Annotated in this window: 15 protein-coding genes; 11 read left to right on the top strand and 4 right to left on the bottom strand. The window is 42.1% G+C overall.

All coding sequences use genetic code 11. The annotated features are described in order from the left end of the window. Positions 1-4 precede the first annotated feature (4 nt). The 11 genes from rsxB to Q0A08_RS10130 all read left to right on the top strand — a co-directional run bounded on the left by rsxB (position 5) and on the right by Q0A08_RS10130 (position 11,681). Positions 5-604, top strand: a complete 600-nt coding sequence (gene rsxB / locus Q0A08_RS10080; protein WP_438466872.1) for an electron transport complex subunit RsxB — start codon at positions 5-7, stop codon at positions 602-604. After that, entirely contained in the window at positions 604-4,362 is a 3,759-nt protein-coding gene (gene rsxC / locus Q0A08_RS10085; protein ID WP_438466874.1) for an electron transport complex subunit RsxC, read from the top strand. Before rsxB ends, rsxC begins: the two co-directional genes overlap by 1 nt. Then, positions 4,363-5,424, top strand: a complete 1,062-nt coding sequence (gene rsxD / locus Q0A08_RS10090) for an electron transport complex subunit RsxD (RefSeq protein ID WP_438466876.1) — start codon at positions 4,363-4,365, stop codon at positions 5,422-5,424. Further along, complete coding sequence (gene rsxG / locus Q0A08_RS10095; RefSeq protein ID WP_438466878.1) at positions 5,424-6,041, top strand: electron transport complex subunit RsxG; 618 nt, start codon at positions 5,424-5,426, stop codon at positions 6,039-6,041. The genes rsxD and rsxG overlap by 1 nt, the downstream gene beginning before the upstream one ends. A 26-nt stretch (positions 6,042-6,067) precedes the next feature. After that, on the top strand, positions 6,068-6,841 hold the full coding sequence (locus Q0A08_RS10100) for an electron transport complex subunit E (protein WP_438466880.1): 774 nt from the start codon (positions 6,068-6,070) through the stop codon (positions 6,839-6,841). 28 nt (positions 6,842-6,869) lie between these two features. Then, entirely contained in the window at positions 6,870-7,505 is a 636-nt protein-coding gene (gene nth / locus Q0A08_RS10105) for an endonuclease III (RefSeq protein ID WP_438466882.1), read from the top strand. A 25-nt stretch (positions 7,506-7,530) separates the two neighbouring features. Beyond that, entirely contained in the window at positions 7,531-8,085 is a 555-nt protein-coding gene (locus Q0A08_RS10110; protein WP_438466884.1) for a GNAT family N-acetyltransferase, read from the top strand. Between the two features lie 110 nt (positions 8,086-8,195). Beyond that, on the top strand, positions 8,196-8,432 hold the full coding sequence (locus Q0A08_RS10115; RefSeq protein ID WP_438467622.1) for a DUF1294 domain-containing protein: 237 nt from the start codon (positions 8,196-8,198) through the stop codon (positions 8,430-8,432). Between the two features lie 47 nt (positions 8,433-8,479). Then, a complete protein-coding gene (locus Q0A08_RS10120) occupies positions 8,480-9,460 on the top strand; it encodes an ABC transporter substrate-binding protein (RefSeq protein ID WP_438466886.1) in 981 nt (326 codons plus the stop codon). Positions 9,461-9,809: 349 nt separating this feature from the next. Continuing rightward, a complete protein-coding gene (locus Q0A08_RS10125) occupies positions 9,810-11,144 on the top strand; it encodes an aspartate aminotransferase family protein (protein ID WP_438466888.1) in 1,335 nt (444 codons plus the stop codon). A gap of 207 nt (positions 11,145-11,351) precedes the next feature. Beyond that, a complete protein-coding gene (locus Q0A08_RS10130; protein WP_438466889.1) occupies positions 11,352-11,681 on the top strand; it encodes a hypothetical protein in 330 nt (109 codons plus the stop codon). A 37-nt stretch (positions 11,682-11,718) separates the two neighbouring features. Here the strand turns inward: Q0A08_RS10130 and Q0A08_RS10135 are convergent, their stop codons facing one another. From Q0A08_RS10135 to Q0A08_RS10150, 4 genes are all read right to left on the bottom strand, one after another. Next, positions 11,719-12,960 carry an MFS transporter gene (locus tag Q0A08_RS10135; RefSeq protein ID WP_438466891.1) on the bottom strand — a complete coding sequence of 414 codons (1,242 nt, stop codon included), beginning with the start codon at positions 12,958-12,960 and terminating at the stop codon, positions 11,719-11,721. A gap of 321 nt (positions 12,961-13,281) precedes the next feature. Further along, the gene (locus Q0A08_RS10140) at positions 13,282-14,226 is read right to left on the bottom strand and encodes a nucleoside hydrolase (protein WP_438466893.1); all 945 of its coding nucleotides are present in this window, start codon (positions 14,224-14,226) and stop codon (positions 13,282-13,284) included. Between the two features lie 65 nt (positions 14,227-14,291). Beyond that, positions 14,292-15,188, bottom strand: a complete 897-nt coding sequence (locus Q0A08_RS10145) for a ribokinase (protein ID WP_438466895.1) — start codon at positions 15,186-15,188, stop codon at positions 14,292-14,294. Between the two features lie 245 nt (positions 15,189-15,433). Next, complete coding sequence (locus Q0A08_RS10150) at positions 15,434-16,666, bottom strand: argininosuccinate synthase (protein ID WP_438466897.1); 1,233 nt, start codon at positions 16,664-16,666, stop codon at positions 15,434-15,436. Between the last annotated feature and the right edge of the window lie 95 nt (positions 16,667-16,761).

Below are 16,761 nucleotides of genomic sequence, written 5' to 3' on the forward strand. Positions count from 1 at the left end.
GACGATGACAACAATAATTTTAGCCGTTGGCATTCTCCTTCTACTTTGCCTAATTTTTGGCGCCTTACTGGGCTATGCCAATGTGAGATTCCATGTTGAAGGCGATCCAATCGTCGAACAGATTGATGCCATTCTCCCACAAACACAGTGTGGTCAATGTGGGCACCCAGGTTGTCGCCCTTATGCTGAAGCAATCTCGAATGGTGAGGCAATCAACCGTTGCCCACCAGGCGGACAAGCAACGGTCCAAGCTTTAGCAGATTTACTCGATGTAGAAGCTATCCCGCTAGATGGAGATGCCGCAGAAGAGCCGAAAAAACAAGTTGCCGTTATTCGTGAAGATGAATGTATTGGCTGTACTAAGTGTATTCAAGCTTGCCCTGTGGACGCTATTTTAGGCGCTGCAAAGCAAATGCACACAGTAATAAGTGATGAATGTACAGGCTGTGACCTATGTGTCGAGCCTTGTCCAGTAGATTGTATTGATATGGTAGAAGTAGCAGTGACATCTCGTAATTGGTCTTGGCAGCAACCCGCTGGCGTTGCCCTTTCAAGTCAGCAAATTATTGCAACCGATAAAACTCCCTTCACGGAGGTGCAATAATGAGCTTAAGCCAAGCTGAGTTTCATATTCACGGTGGTATTCACCCGCCAGAAAATAAAACCCAATCACTGCAACTGCCTTTAGGCCGTCCATCACTACCTGAGCGCCTTATTCTGCCACTGGGTCAGCATATTGGCCAAGCATCAAGACCTTTAGTTAAGGTTGGCGACAAGGTACTAAAAGGTCAGGCGATTGCGATTAACAATGGCTTTTTAAGTAGTTTTTTACACGCTCCTACCTCTGGCGAGATTCTTGCTATTGATTATCATGGAGTACCTCACCCTTCAGGTTTAGATGAAGTATGCATTGAGTTACAACCTGACGGGGATGACAGTTGGACAGAATTAACTCAACTGAATAATTGGTTAGAGCTTCCAAAAGCTGATGTTGTTGCTCACCTTGCAGAAATGGGCATAGTGGGCATGGGTGGTGCAGGCTTTCCGACTCAAGTAAAACTTGCCGGCGCCACCAAACACACTATCCACGAACTTATTATTAATGCGGCTGAATGTGAACCTTACATTACCGCAGACGATATGCTTATTCGCGAAAAAACTGAACAGCTAATTAAAGGGATTCAAGTATTACAAACCTTAATCGAAGCTGAACGGACAATCATAGGCATAGAAGACAATAAGCAAACGGCTATTAAGCTTTTAGTAGATGAAGTTGAACGCACCAAAGCCACCATTGATGTGGTTGTTATGCCAACCAAATACCCATCTGGCGGTGAGAAGCAGCTAATTCAATTGATTACAGGTAAAGAAGTACCTAGTGGACAATTACCTGCAGATATTGGCGTTATGTGCCAGAACGTAGGTACCTGCGTTGCTATCTATGATGCCATTTATCAAGGTAAACCCCTTATTTCTCGTATCACCACGTTAACAGGTGATGCTATGGGCCAAGCTCAGAATGTTGAAGTGTTGTTAGGTACTCCTATCGCACACTTATTAGATTATGCAGCCTTTAATAGTAATCAACTTGAGCGTTTGGTAATGGGCGGCCCTATGATGGGATTCACCATCACGGACAGTCAGGTTCCTGTGGTAAAAACCAGTAACTGTATTCTAGCAGCCAGTAAACAAGAACTACCAACACCGGCGCCTGAACAAGCTTGTATTCGTTGTGGTATGTGCGAGCAGGCTTGCCCTGCAAGCTTATTGCCTCAGCAACTATTATGGTTCAGCAAAAGCCAAGAACATGACAAAGCCGAACACCATAACCTATTCGATTGTATTGAATGTGGTGCTTGCTCATATGTTTGCCCTAGTAGCATTCCCCTTGTGCAATACTATCGCCACTCGAAAAGTGCCATAAGAGAAGCAAGAGAAGCTGCAGTAAAATCTGATCACGCCAAAATACGCTTTGAAGCAAGACAAGCTCGTATTGAAGCTGAAGCAGCTGAAAAAGAGGCTAAGCGTTTGGCTTCTCGTGCTAAAGCAGCGGCTAGTGCAGCAAAACGTGCCGCGGATTTAAGTGCAAACGAAGATGCTAAAACACGAGCACAAGCTAAAGCAGAACCAAAAGCGGAAGCTAAAGACGATAATCAAGCTCAGGTTAAAAAGCTTAAAATTGATATTGCGATTGCCAATACCAAGCTAAAGAAAACCACTAAGCAGCTAACTCAAGCGCAAGAAGCAGCAGATCTAGAACAGATTAACACCCTGTCTCAAGCACAAAAAGAGCAGCAAGCTGTAGTATCAGAGCTAGAACAAGCTCTTGCAAAATTAGATACAACAACTAATGCCAAAGCGTCAGCGCCTAGTACAGCAAAACCTGCTGTCAGTGATGCTGTTAAAAAAGCAAAAGTCGATTTTGCGATCGCCAGCACTAAACTTAAGAAGCTGCAAAAACAACTTAGCCAAGATGACGCTAATACTGATATTGCTCAGCAAATCAATGAACAAGAAGCGGTGGTAAAAACGGCACAAGCGACATTAGACAAAGCCAATAGCCAAACGCCCCAAGCAGCGCCTGCAGCTAAAGCAAGCTCTGACATGAGTGCAGACTTGAAAAAGGCTAAAATCGACCTTGCCATAGCGAGCACAAAACTTAAGAAGCTAGAAAAACAGCTAGCTGCGGATGAATCTAACAGCGACTTACAAACCCAATTAGCAGAACAAAAGAAGCGAGTTGAAAGTGCACAAGCCGATTTTGATAAATTAAACACGGCTCCAAAAGAATCGAGTGTCAGCCAGCCTGCGGTACAAGCAAATAGCGACGATTTGAAAAAAGCAAAAATCGACCTAGCTATGGCTAACACTAAGCTTAAAAAGTTAAATAAGCAGTTAGAGCAAGAGCCTGAAAACGAAGATTTAAAAGCGCAAATCACTCAGCAAGAAGCAGCGCAATCCAATGCTCAAGCTAGGTTAGACAAGTTTAACAATACAAATAATGCCGCACCGATTAAAGAAGCAAAAGCAGCCCCAATACCTGCATCGGACGAAGTGAAGAAGGCTAAAATCGCTTTCGCTATGGCAAGTACCAAGCTTAAGAAAGCACAGAAAAAGCTAACGGAAGATTCAGATAACCAAACGCTTAAAGATCAAGTTGAAACGCTTGAGCAAGAAACTAAACAGGCTCAAATTGCATTAGATGCGATCACAAATTCACCTAAAGCTAAACTTGCCTCAGAACAAAAAGCGGAAGAAGCATCGGAAGCAAAAAAGGTTGCTAGCCAAGAGGTAAAAGCAGCGCCTGCAGCCTCAAAAGAAGCGCTCAAAAAAGCCAAGATAGAGCTTGTTATGGCGAGCACCAAACTTAAGAAGGTACAAAAGAAGCTGGCAGAAGAGCCAGATAATCAAGACTTGATTGATCAGGTTAAGATGCTTGAAACACAGCATGAAAAAGCCCAAGGCGCACTCGATACATTAAATGCAGCTGACGCCAAGCCTCAAGTAGAAGCGGAAGCAGTTAAGCCTTCTATCAGCACTGAGGCAATAAATACAGAAGCAAATGCGGAACCTCAAACGAGTTTAAGCGACGCCGAAATTAAAAAACTTAAGATAGAAGCCGCAATGGCAAAAGCCTCAGCCGCTAAAATCGAGAAAGCGGTTAAACGTGCTCAAGAACTAGAGCTTGATGAGTTAGCTGATTTAAATAATCAGCACCAAGCAAGTCTTGCCCGTGCAGAGCAGTTAGCAGCAAATTTAAAAGCGGTCATTTCAGGTGAAAGTGTTACTCAGAACATAGGAACTGTATCCGAGTCAGAGCCTAAAGCAAATCCTAACTCTGATTCAAAAAAGTCATTAAAAATTGAGCATGCAATGGCAAAAGCAGCGCTTAACAAGGTGCTTTTATCGATAAGACGCATGCAAGATGATGGCGCCAGTGAAGCGGACATTACTGCCGTAAACCTGCCTCAAGAAAAAGCAGAAAAAGAGCGCCTATTGGCTCAAGTTGAAAGTAAAATGGATCAGGAAGACACATTAAAAGCAGAGCAAGAACGTATTGCTAAACGAGGCCCTTTAACCAAGCCTGTGCCTACCGCTAAGCCTAAACCTGACGATCTACTGCCTGAATTGCCAAGCTTTGAGCATTTAGATGAAAACGGAAGAGCAGCTGAAAGTAAAAAGCAAAAAATAGCCGCAGCTATGTCCAAGGCAAAGCTAATGAAACTACAGATACGTTTGGACAAAGAACCAGATAACGCCAAAACTATTCGTAATGACATGGACCAAGTACGTATCGAGCAAAAACAAGCTCAGCGTATTTTGGCAAAATTAAATGACCTATCAGTGCAAGAGAAAGACTAAATGGCCTTATTAAGGATTACATCGCCCCACACACAGCGTGCAGGTTACCGTACATCATGGGTTATGCAGATTGTGATTTTAGCCACTTTACCAGGTTTGCTTATGCAAACTTGGTTATTTGGTTACGGCACTTTAATCAATGTGATGATTGCAATCATTACTGCCCTTGCTAGCGAAGCATTAGTATTAAAGCTAAGAAAACGCAGCCTTAGCTTCTTCCTCAAAGACTACAGCGCACTGCTTACTGGATTATTATTGGCCTTGGCAATTCCCCCCATCGTACCTTGGTGGTTAACTGTCACAGGTGTGGCGTTTGCTGTGATTGTTGGTAAACAGCTTTATGGCGGCTTGGGCAACAACCCATTCAATCCAGCCATGGTCGGTTATGCCCTCTTGCTGGTTTCTTTTCCTGTCCCTATGACTCAATGGTTAACTGTGTCTGAGTTATCACTCGCTCAGCAAACTTTACCATTTGTCGATAGCCTCAAAACCATCTTCTCATCCGGTATTGCGAATATAGATGCTTACACTATGGCAACGCCACTTGATGCCTTCAAACACAAAGAAGGCTTAATGAGTGAGGAAGCGTTCGCCAGCGTTAAAGCATTGGGACCAGCGAACTTAGACGCTATTTTGTGGGTTAACCTCGCCTATTTACTAGGTGGTCTATTTTTAATTTACATACGTGTTATCACCTGGCATGCACCTGTTGCTATCTTGGCTACTCTAGCTGTTATCTCAGGTTTCTTCTTCATAATAGACATCAGTAATGCAGCAACACCTTGGTTCCACCTCACAACAGGTGCCACCATGTTCGGCGCTTTCCTAATAGCAACCGACCCAGTGTCATCATGTACAAGTAACAAGGGCAAGCTTTACTTTGGTGCGGGTATTGGCCTTCTAATCTATATCATTCGGACTTGGGGTGGTTACCCTGATGGTGTCGCTTTTGCCGTACTCCTGATGAACTTTGCAGCGCCATTTATCGATTATTATGCACAACCGAGAAGCTATGGTCATAAAAAGGCTAAAAAAGGCTTAAAGACAGGAGCTAACAAATAATGGAAGTGATTAGTTCTATTCGCAAAAATAGTATTGGTTTAGGTATCTTTGCCATAGTCACAGCAGGACTGATTGCGGTGACTCAACAAGTTACTCAAGAGCGTATTGAAACTAATATCCTGCAAGCACAGCAAGCAGCTTTTAGTGAAATCTTACCTGATCAATATTACGATAATAATCTTTATAAGAGTCAAATTAGTCTTGATCCCGATCTTTTACTTGGCACAAAAGAAGCAAGCTTTGCCTATGTTGGTCGTATTGACGGTGAATTCTCCGGTATCATTTTTGAATCCATTGCACCTGGTGGCTATAACGGCAGCATGTCTTTACTCGTAGCCATTAATCGCGACGGCGTTGTCACTGGTAGCCGTGTTATTCGCCATCAAGAAACACCTGGACTTGGTGATAAAATTGATATGAAAAAATCTGACTGGATGCGCTCGTTTGAAAATAAATCCTTTGCAAATCTAGATATAAAGCAATGGAAAGTAAAACGTGATAATGGTCATTTTGATCAATTCACAGGGGCGACTATTACCCCAAGAGCCATAGTGAAAAGCGTTAAAAACACATTAGAATATTTTCATCAGCACAAAGATGAACTGATTAAGTTATAACCTATAAGACAAGACAGAATCAGCTTATGAGTACTTTAGACACAGAATTAAACACTGAAGCAGAAGGCACCGAGTCTCAAACAGAAGCACCCGCTGCAACTGGAGCTGACTACAGTGAAATTATTTACAACGGTATCTGGAAAAATAACCCTGCACTGGTCCAGCTATTAGGCCTTTGCCCTCTATTGGCAGTGACCAGTACGGTAGTAAACGCGATTGGTTTAGGGCTTGCTACCTTGGTTGTATTAGTCGGTGCCAACATCGCTGTCTCATTAATTCGTAACTATGTGACAGACGCCGTTCGTTTACCAGCTTTTGTGATGATCATCGCCTCTTTTGTAACCTCAATTGAACTGATCATGCAGGCTTACACCTATGAGCTATACCAAATTCTCGGTATATTCATTCCTCTCATCGTGACTAACTGTGCCATCTTAGGCCGAGCAGACTCTTTCGCAGCGAGAAACCCTGTTCTCCCTTCTGCTCTAGATGGACTTATGATGGGACTCGGTTTCATGGCTGTACTTGTCATACTTGGTGCGATGCGTGAGCTAATCGGTCAGGGAACCTTATTCTCTGACATGCATTTATTATTAGGTGATATCGCTATTAACTGGAAGGTAGAAGTCTTTAATGATTACCCAGATGTTCTCTTTGCCATACTTCCACCTGGAGCCTTCATAGGATTAGGCTTACTTATAGCCCTCAAAAACAGTTGGGATGAAAAAGCCAAAGAGAGAGCAGAAAAGAACAAGGCAGATACCGAAGCCGTCGATCGTCGTGTTAGAGTAACAGGCTAACAAGCCTTAGAAGAAGCTAGAGTAGACAATGAACAAAGCCAAACGCCATGAAATTTTTAGCCGTTTAAGAGCCGAAAACCCAGACCCTAAAACAGAGTTAGAATACTCAAGTCCGTTTGAGCTGCTCATTGCCGTACTCTTATCTGCTCAAGCAACAGATGTCAGCGTCAACAAAGCAACCCGTAAACTCTTCCCTATCGCAAATACCCCCCAAGCCATTTTGGACCTTGGGGTAGATGGTCTAAAAGAATACATCAAGACCATTGGCCTCTTTAACGCTAAGGCAGAGAATACAATCAAAACCTGCCGTATACTGGTTGAACAACACGATAGTGTGGTGCCAGATACACGAGAGGCCCTAGAAGCCTTACCAGGTGTTGGTCGCAAAACAGCCAATGTCGTATTAAATACAGCCTTTCGCCAAATTGCCATGGCAGTAGATACGCATATTTTCCGTTTTGGCAATAGAACTAAAGTTGCTCCAGGTAAAGACGTACTAGAAGTGGAACAAAAGCTCATGAAATTTGTGCCTAAAGAGTTTTTACTCGATGCGCACCATTGGATGATTTTACATGGCCGTTATATCTGTATTGCCAGAAAGCCTAAATGTGATGCCTGTCTGATCGAAGATTTATGTGAATTCAAAGAAAAAACCAGCACCTAACTTTTTTAGCGCTCAAGGATTGAGTATGCCATTTCAACTGACAACACAACACCTGATTTTAAGGGACTTCAACCCCGAAGATCAGGCTGCCTACCAAGCCTTTACCTCAGATAAAAAATATCAGAGGTTTTACAGTGAAGAAGACTGCCACCCAGATAAAGCCTCGACTTTAGTGAATCATTTTGTAAGTGAGTCCAAACTTACTGACCGAAAAAGCTATAATCTAGCCATTATTGATAAACACTCAGAGCAACTAATTGGCGTTTGCGGCATTCGCTTAGAAGCCCAAGGACAAGCAAGTATGGGCTGTGGCTTAAGCCGCCAACATCACAGCTCAGGTATCGCAAAAGAAGCAATTTCCTGCCTCATTGAATTTGCGTTTACACAGTTGGGTTGCCACCGACTTTATGCAGAAACCATCTCTGAAAATAAAGCTGCCATTCGATTATGCCAAGCTATGGGCATGCGCCATGAAGCGACATTTCTCGAAAATCGTTTTTTCAAACAAAGATGGTGGTCTACCTCAGTACTTGCACTACTCCAACATGAGTGGCATATGCCCTCTGCCAATCAAGCTTAGCCCTTAGCCTCATGAAGCGCGTAGTTTTTGCCACACTCTTTATACTGCTGTTAACGTTTCTCACACTAGTCAGTGGCCTTCAACTTGCTCTTCTTTACCTATATTTAGGCATGAGTTTGATCTGCTTTGCTTTATTTACAAATGATAAATACAGAGCAATAAAAGCAAAATCACGCATCCGAGAACGCACATTATTAGTCTTCATCTTTCTAGGAGGCTGGCCTGGAGCCCTATTCGCGCAAAGTTTACTGCATCATAAATCAACAAAAACAAACTTCATAAAATCAAGCTTATTCTCTATCAGTTTTAACTTAATTTTACTCTTATTATTCATCTATCAAGCGTAGAATTCCCCCTGAAAACACTGCTTTATTCACTTTTAAAAGAAGATACTATGAAAACATCACTCGTCTTTTTTGCCTTACTCTCCACTAGCTTACAAGCAGAGGAATGTGGCAATGTCACCATTGCCGATATGAACTGGAATTCTGCCAGCTTGATGGCACATATTGATCAATTTATTTTAAATCAAGGCTTTAACTGCGACGCGGAACTCATTCCGGGTGATAGCATTCCGACCATTACATCTATGTTAAATAAAGGCCAGCCGGACATCGCACCAGAATTTTGGACAAATGGCAGTAAAAAAGCACTAGCAGAAGGCATAGCAGAAAAGCGCTTACGTAAAGCTGGCCGCTCTTTATCAGAAGGGGGAGAAGAAGGCTTTTGGGTCCCCGCTTATTTACTTGAGCAATACCCGAATATCAATACACTAGCAGGTATTAAAGAAAACGCAGATATCTTTGTTCACCCAGAAGACCCTGAATTATCTGCTTTTTACTCATGCCCTGCAGGCTGGGTTTGTCAGATTACTACTGAGAATTTGTTTAACGCCCTTAACCTTGCAGAATCAGGTTTTGAAACAGTAGACCCTGGTTCAGCTGCTGGTCTATCAGGCTCTATTGCCAAAGCTTATTCAAGAAAAGAACCTTGGTTTGGCTATTACTGGTCACCTACCGAAGTATTAGGCAAGTACGAAATGGTCAAAGTAGACTTTGGTACAGGAACTGATGTTGAAGGTTATCAAACTTGTATTACTCAACCAGGTTGTCTTGAACCCAAAGCCACCATGTACCCACCTTCCCCTGTGTATAGTATTACTACCGAATCTTTTGCAATTAATTCACCTGCCGCTTATCAATATGTAAGCCAGAGAAGCTTTAACAATCGACAGATGAGTAAAATGCTTGCTTGGATGGAAGATAATCAAGCGGATAGTGAAGAAGCTATGTACTATTTTTTTGAAACCTACCCAGATGTTTGGCAAGCATGGCTACCAGAAAGCATCAGCCAAAAGATAAATAACGCTTTATAAGTAATCAACCAAGATATTAAGCTCAAACATTAAGAAAGCTTGGTTTGTCATCGATTTAAAACCAAGCTTATCACCTTCTTATTATTTCTAGCCTATCAGAGCGCTCATCCTAAAAAACACGCTATCTAAAAGGCTCAATCAAAGCCTCCTAAGGTGCCGACTCAGCACAAGCAGATAGCGCTCCTTTAAATTGTACGAAACTAGATTTTATAAACCGTCTCTCACAATAGGATTAAAGTTAATTTTTTACTTAACTAAGTGTAAATAACAATGAATTTAATAAACTTTCCTAGCATTCAATACTGACCCTATTCGCACACAAACAGATTCAGTTTTATAGGATAGGTCCATGACACATATCGCTAAATCAACACTTACTCAAGCTCAACTTGACGCGCACTGGATGGCCTACACAGGCAATCGCCAATTTAAACAAGACCCAAGAATCATCCAAAGCGCTGACGGTAATTATTATACTGATGCTGATGGACGTAAAATTTTTGATGGTTTATCAGGCCTTTGGACCTGTGGACTTGGTCACAATGTTAAACGCATCAACCAAGCTGTAAGCCAACAAATGGGGCAATTAGATTATTCGCCAGCATTTCAATTTGGTCATGAAAAGTCCTTCCAGTTAGCGGAGCGAATCGGGCAATACATGCCAGAAGGTTTAAATCGTATTTTCTTTACTGGTTCAGGCTCTGAGTCAGTTGATACGGCATTAAAAATTGCGAGAGCTTATTGGCGTAAAAAAGGCCAAGGAACTAAAACCAAGTTTATCGGCCGTGCAAAAGGTTACCATGGTGCAGGTATTTCTGGTTTTAGTGTGGGCGGTATTCCTGCTAACCGCACCCTTTATGGCCAAGGTTTAGAGTCTTACCACCTACCTCATACACAAGTGGCAGGTAATGAGTTCTGCCAAGGTATGCCAGAACAAGGTGCTCACAAAGCAGAAGAACTGATCAACTTAATTGCACTACATGATGCTTCTAATATTGCTGCTGTGATTGTCGAGCCTATGTCAGGCTCTGCAGGGGTTATTATCCCTCCGGTAGGTTATCTGAATCGTTTACGTGAAATCTGTGATCAGCATAATATTTTGCTTATTTTTGATGAGGTCATCACAGCCTTTGGTCGTATGGGTGCAAAAACAGGCTCTGAAGCCTTTGGTGTGACACCGGATGCCATCGTCATGGCTAAGCAAGTGACTAATGGAGCGATTCCTATGGGGGCCGTTGCCTTTAAACAAGAAATTTATGACACCTTTATGGAACATGGCGGGCCTGATTATCAGCTTGAAATTCCTCATGGTTATACTTATTCAGCTCATCCTGTTGCTTGTGCAGCCGCACTCGCTGCCCTTGATGAATTGGAAGAAGAAGGCTTAATTGGCCGTGTTAAAGAAATGAGCAACACTTATCAAGATTGTGTCCACCAGCTAGCAACAAGTGACATGGTGACAGACATCAGAAACTATGGCTTTGCTGCTGGGGTAACCTTAGCCCCAGTCGATAATGAACCTGGTAAACGCCCTTTCCAAGTTGCCATGCGCATGTGGGAAAAAGGCTTTTATGTTCGCTATGGTGGTGACACGATTCAAATGGCTCCACCTTTTTCAACCAGTAAAAATGAAATGGATAATATGATTAACGCCCTAGCGGATTCAATGAAAGAAACGGGATAGACAAAGCTCACTATATAAGCTCTTCTAACTGCATCGTTAGAAGGGCTTTTTATTTGTCTAGCTGAATGATTAAGACTAAGTACAGCTTTGGTTCTGAAAGACAGTAATTTTTGCTATTTGTCACAAAAATGATTAAAAAGCACTAAAACCTTGCGGCTTAAGGTTAGAATATAAAAATTATTAATCTTTAAAGTTTTAAGGTTTAGCATGGCTAAGAACCCTTCACAGGCCTATGTTCGATGTTTTTGGACAGGCAAAATGCAGCTACTGAATGGTAAATATCTCCCTCTTCATTGCACTCACATTTCAAATAAACAAGTAGAAGTCGAAATTCCACAAGCCTTAATAGGCTCACCCAAAATCATGCTAGAACTTGATGCTATTCACGAAGGAGAGAGCCGTCACATCAAGGCAATTTGCGCCATGGACCTCGATGTATTGAATGAGCATGATAAGCACTATATCAAGCTGCACTTTGAGCATATTAAACAGGAAGACAGTGACTTTATAGAAAGGTTTGTAAGGGCTCACGCATAGCAAACTAAGAGCTAACTAAACACAAACCTTTATATGGTTAACTAGGCTCAGCTTGTAATGATGTATTCATCGACCTTTTTTGATGCTGAATAATGTACAGCCCTAACATAACGAGTAGAAACGCATCCGCAGCAATAATCATATACACCAAATCAAGCGATTGAGTGAAATCAAAAATATAGCCAGCTAATAAGTTTCCAACAGTACCACCAAAGCCAAATGAAACCATACAAATACCATTAATTTGCATAGTCGCTGTGGCATTAAATGATTGGCTAACCCAACCAGCAATCACTCCCCACATAGGGAAGTACATCAATCCATAACCAAAACCTGCCACCGGAGCAAACAATTCTGCGTCATAAAGAAAGGCTAAACAGCACACAAAAAAACCAAAAAAAATCAGCATCAAAGCGTTAGGGTGCCCTTTAGTATCCGCCAATTTGCCAATCAAAAACCCTGCAAACATGCCGCTTATTCCAGCAGTTGTCCAAGTGTAACCGCCAAGCTCTGAGGGTAACTGCAAGCTATCTAAATAAGTATTGAGCCAGTTTGCAAATGGCATAGTCGCAAAACCCACAAACAGACAAACAACACAGGCAAAAAGGGCTACAGGGTGATTCACAACCGTGCTGAGTAAGGCTTTAAAAGATAAGGCTTCTTGACTACTCTTACTCTTAACATTGGCTTTAGCATCACTATGTGGTTCAGCTTCTGCCTCCACTTCAGCTTTTTTAAGCTTTAGTAATAAGTAACAGGTTAAGCCCATAACCAATGCACCAAATAATGCGGCAATAAGCCAACTCGCTTGCCAGCCTAGCAAAGGCACAATAAAAAGAATTAAGCCGCCATTTATTGCATAGCCCCAAGCCGTTCCACTTGATGCTGTCGTTAAAAAGGTTGCGCATTGATTCGCGTTAGCATGACGACTGATAATTTCAACGATGGTCCCCCAGCTAATTGAAGCACTCGCCGCCATAATTGAAAGCAAGATAATAATAAGCACAGGATCTTCAATGATGGATAAGCTCATTAATAATGAGGTCGTTGTAATGCCAGTAATAACGGATAAACGAGAAGTACCTATCTTAGGGCCTATAGCGCCGAGCAAAAGCGCACCAGCAAGATAAGCTATTTGCGTTAAAGCGCCGACCAAAGCAAGATGCCAATGAGTTATCGCGATATCTTCGCGCATCATAGGCACAAGTGCAGCAAAAAGAAAAAGCCCAAATCCGTGGCTTAAGACCTGGTTTAAAGCAAAAACAAGTGCCATAAACATGATTAACTATCCCTCATCAATAAGGCGTATTTAACTGGGCTGGTCCCCATTCGAACACGCTAGATAAACGCTTCAGATCCTGCCTTAGGGCAAACTATCATTATTCGCTTTTATGAGGAGAAGATAACTCGAATCCCGACTTAGTTTTATCTTTGAAAGACAAACTAAGGGATTATTGGAGAAGATTCTTGGTGGAGGAATAAAAGCTACATCTAGGTAGCAAAATAAGAAATTAAAAGACAAAGCAGATAGAACCTAAAGCCATACCTGCTTAGAGTCAGATCAAACAATACACTTTTAGAAAAGTGTATTGTTCAGGACCTAGTTAGATAAAGTCTCTTCGAAAAGCGCTAGTAGCTTTTCACTGTCAACTTCCATACAAATTTGAGACGTTGGTATATTTTTCCACGCTTCGGCTGGGAAAATTTTGCCTTCAGGGGCAACGATAGTTTGCCCAATAGCAATACCTTCACAAGCCACACGCACAGTACCTAACTCCAGCCCAAAGAGCTCTGGTTGCAATACATAAGCTATCGTTGATGCATCATGAAAGTAACACCCTTCAACACCAAATGTTTCGCCATAGAAATTAATATAGTGCTGAGCAGATTGCATCAAGAAATCCCCTTCAACAGGGTTAGCTTGTTTGATACGAGCGAGTCTTTCATTATCTAACAGAACCTGATGAGTCACATCAAGGCCAATCATGGTAACTTGCCAGTTAGCCGTAAACACGATATCTGCCGCATGTGGATCATTAATTATGTTAGCTTCAGCAACTGGGGTTACATTGCCATACTCAAGATGCGCACCACCCATAAGTACAACTTCATCCACAAGTCCTGCAATTTCAGGATCAAGCTCAAGCGCTTTGGCCAAGTTACCCAAAGGCCCTAAAGCAACAATAGTCACTTCACCTGGGTGCGTCTTAACCGTATTAACAATAAACTCAGCGGCACTTTCAGTAACAGGCTGATTTGTCGATGCTGGCCAGTTAATATTACCAAAGCCATCTTTTCCATGGACAAAGTCAGGATGAGGAAGTGGATCTCTGACTAATGGTAAGGCCACACCTTTAGCAACAGGCACAGATACACCTGCCACTTCATTTAGTGTTAATGCATTTTCTGTCGCTTTATCAACTGGCACATTGCCAAACGTTGTCGTCAAACCCAGTACTTCAACCCCTTCTGCTTTATAAGCAAAAAAGATCGCCATAGCATCATCGATGCCAGGATCTGTATCTATAATAATTTTACGTGTCATTTCCCATGTCCTCTTTTTTATCGCGCTATTCTGTTTTAGCCGCTTTAATTTTTTGCCTGCTAATATTATTTGGCGTGCTCTTGTAAAAATGCATCAACCTCTTCAACGCTTGGAATAGCTGGCGCTGCCCCCATACGGGTGACACAGATTGCAGACGCGGCACAACCACGCTGCATGGCTTGCGTCATAGTTAGATTGTTTGTTAATGCCGCTAAACAGAAACCAATAAAGGTATCACCTGCCGCTGTTGTATCTTGTGCTGTCACTTTAAACGCAGGTACAAACTCATCTTGCCCTGCATTCAAATAACGTACACCATCACTACCAAGCGTCATCAGTATGGCAAGATCGGCATAGGTATTCGCTAAACTTAATTTGGCTTCATCAATGCTGGTGACTTGCATTAAGTCCATCGCTTCAACTTCATTGACGATAAGTAAATCGACCGAAGCAAGTACAGAGCGAGTCAAATCTGCGTCCATTGGTGCTGGGTTAAAAGCAACCTTAATACCTAGTTCGTGTGCTTTTTCAATGGTATATGCAACAAGATTAGTTTCGTTTTGCAATAACACCCAATCATCAGAGCTCGCTTGTGCTAAAACAGAATCAACCTGTGCTTTCGTTAAAGCATGATTAGCGCCTTGAAATAAAATAATGGCATTTTCAGCTTCTTTGTTTAGCTGAATAATAGCGTGTCCCGTCGCTTCAGGAACTTGTGCGATTAAATCCGTATTCACATCCAATTCTGACAGTTGCATCAAAATATCTTGGTTAGCACTATTAATAGCACCAACATGTTTAATATCTGCGCCCGCTTTAGCCAAGGCGACCGACTGGTTAGCCCCTTTTCCGCCTAGTAATAACTGGTACTGGGTAGAGGCCATGGTCTCACCAGGTCGAACAAAGTGATCAACTTGATAAAGGTGATCCAAATTAATCGAGCCGAAATTATAAATCGTCATGGCGCACTTCCTCTTTATTATCTATCTATTAAACTTGTTATTTTACTACAAATAACAAAAGTGCATAGATTGAAACATTAGTTTTAATAATACTCAAGTTCAAAAGCTTGAGTACATAAAAAAGAAAAACGCCTCGTTATCTTTTACCTACTGGTATGAGTAACGAGGCGTTTTTATTATTTGCATTCCTATAGAAGTGCAAATATCAGACTGTATTGCTTACAGCAATTAAGCCCTATTGAAGCTTATTCTTCGTCTTTAAGGAAAGAGCGTCCTTTTTGAGCAGCAATACGCATACGCAATGCGTTTAGCTTAATAAAGCCCGCTGCATCTTTTTGATCATAAGCACCCGCATCATCTTCGAATGTTGCAATAGAGCTATCAAACAGACTGTAAGGAGACTGACGACCAACAACAATAACGTTACCCTTGTATAGCTTAAGGCGAACAGTACCAGTCACAAATTCTTGAGAAGCGTCGATCATAGCCTGCATCATCTTACGCTCTTCAGACCACCAGAAACCGTTATAAATCACTTTCGCGTAACGTGGCATCATCTCATCTTTTAGGTGAGCAGCTTCACGGTCTAATGTGATAGATTCAATTGCACGGTGAGATTTAAGCAAGATAGTGCCACCAGGTGTTTCATAACAACCACGTGCTTTCATGCCAACAAAACGGTTCTCAACGATATCAGCACGGCCAATACCATTCGCGCCACCAATCTTATTTAACTGCTCAAGAATCGTTGCAGGTGATAATGCTTCACCATTGATAGAAACCGCATCACCTTTTTCATAACCGATTTCAATATAGGTTGCTTCATCAGGCGCATCTTCTGGAGATACAGACCAACGCCACATGTCAGATTCAGCTTCAGTCCACGGATCTTCAAGCATGTCACCTTCATAAGAGATGTGTAGCAAGTTCGCATCCATAGAGTAAGGTGATTTCTTCTTGTTTGTAGAGAAATCAACTGGAATCTCATGCTTTTCACAGTAAGCCATTAAAGTCTCACGTGATGTTAGATCCCATTCACGCCAAGGCGCAATCACTTTTACGCCAGGCTTAAGCGCATAGGCACCTAGTTCAAAACGAACCTGATCATTACCTTTACCTGTTGCACCGTGAGAAATTGCATCAGCACCAGTTTCGTTAGCGATTTCAATCAAACGCTTAGCGATAAGTGGACGAGCAATAGATGTACCAAGTAGATACTCACCTTCATAGATGGTGTTAGCACGGAACATAGGGAATACGAAGTCGCGTACGAACTCTTCGCGTAGGTCTTCGATGTAAATTTCTTTAATGCCTAACGCTTGTGCTTTAGCACGTGCTGGTTCAACTTCTTCACCTTGACCTAGGTCAGCGGTAAAAGTTACTACTTCGCACTGGTACTCTTCTTGAAGCCACTTCACGATTACGGAAGTGTCCAGGCCGCCAGAATAGGCTAAAACAACCTTCTTCACGTCAGACATTACTTATTTACTCCTAAATGAGGTTCAATTTGGTATTTTTGAGTAATTACAGGTCTCAAAATACGAAAAATTGAGTTTAATAAAATAGGGGCTTA

It is taken from the genome of Marinomonas sp. PE14-40 (genome assembly GCF_051623805.1).
Classification (GTDB): Bacteria; Pseudomonadota; Gammaproteobacteria; order Pseudomonadales; family Marinomonadaceae; genus Marinomonas.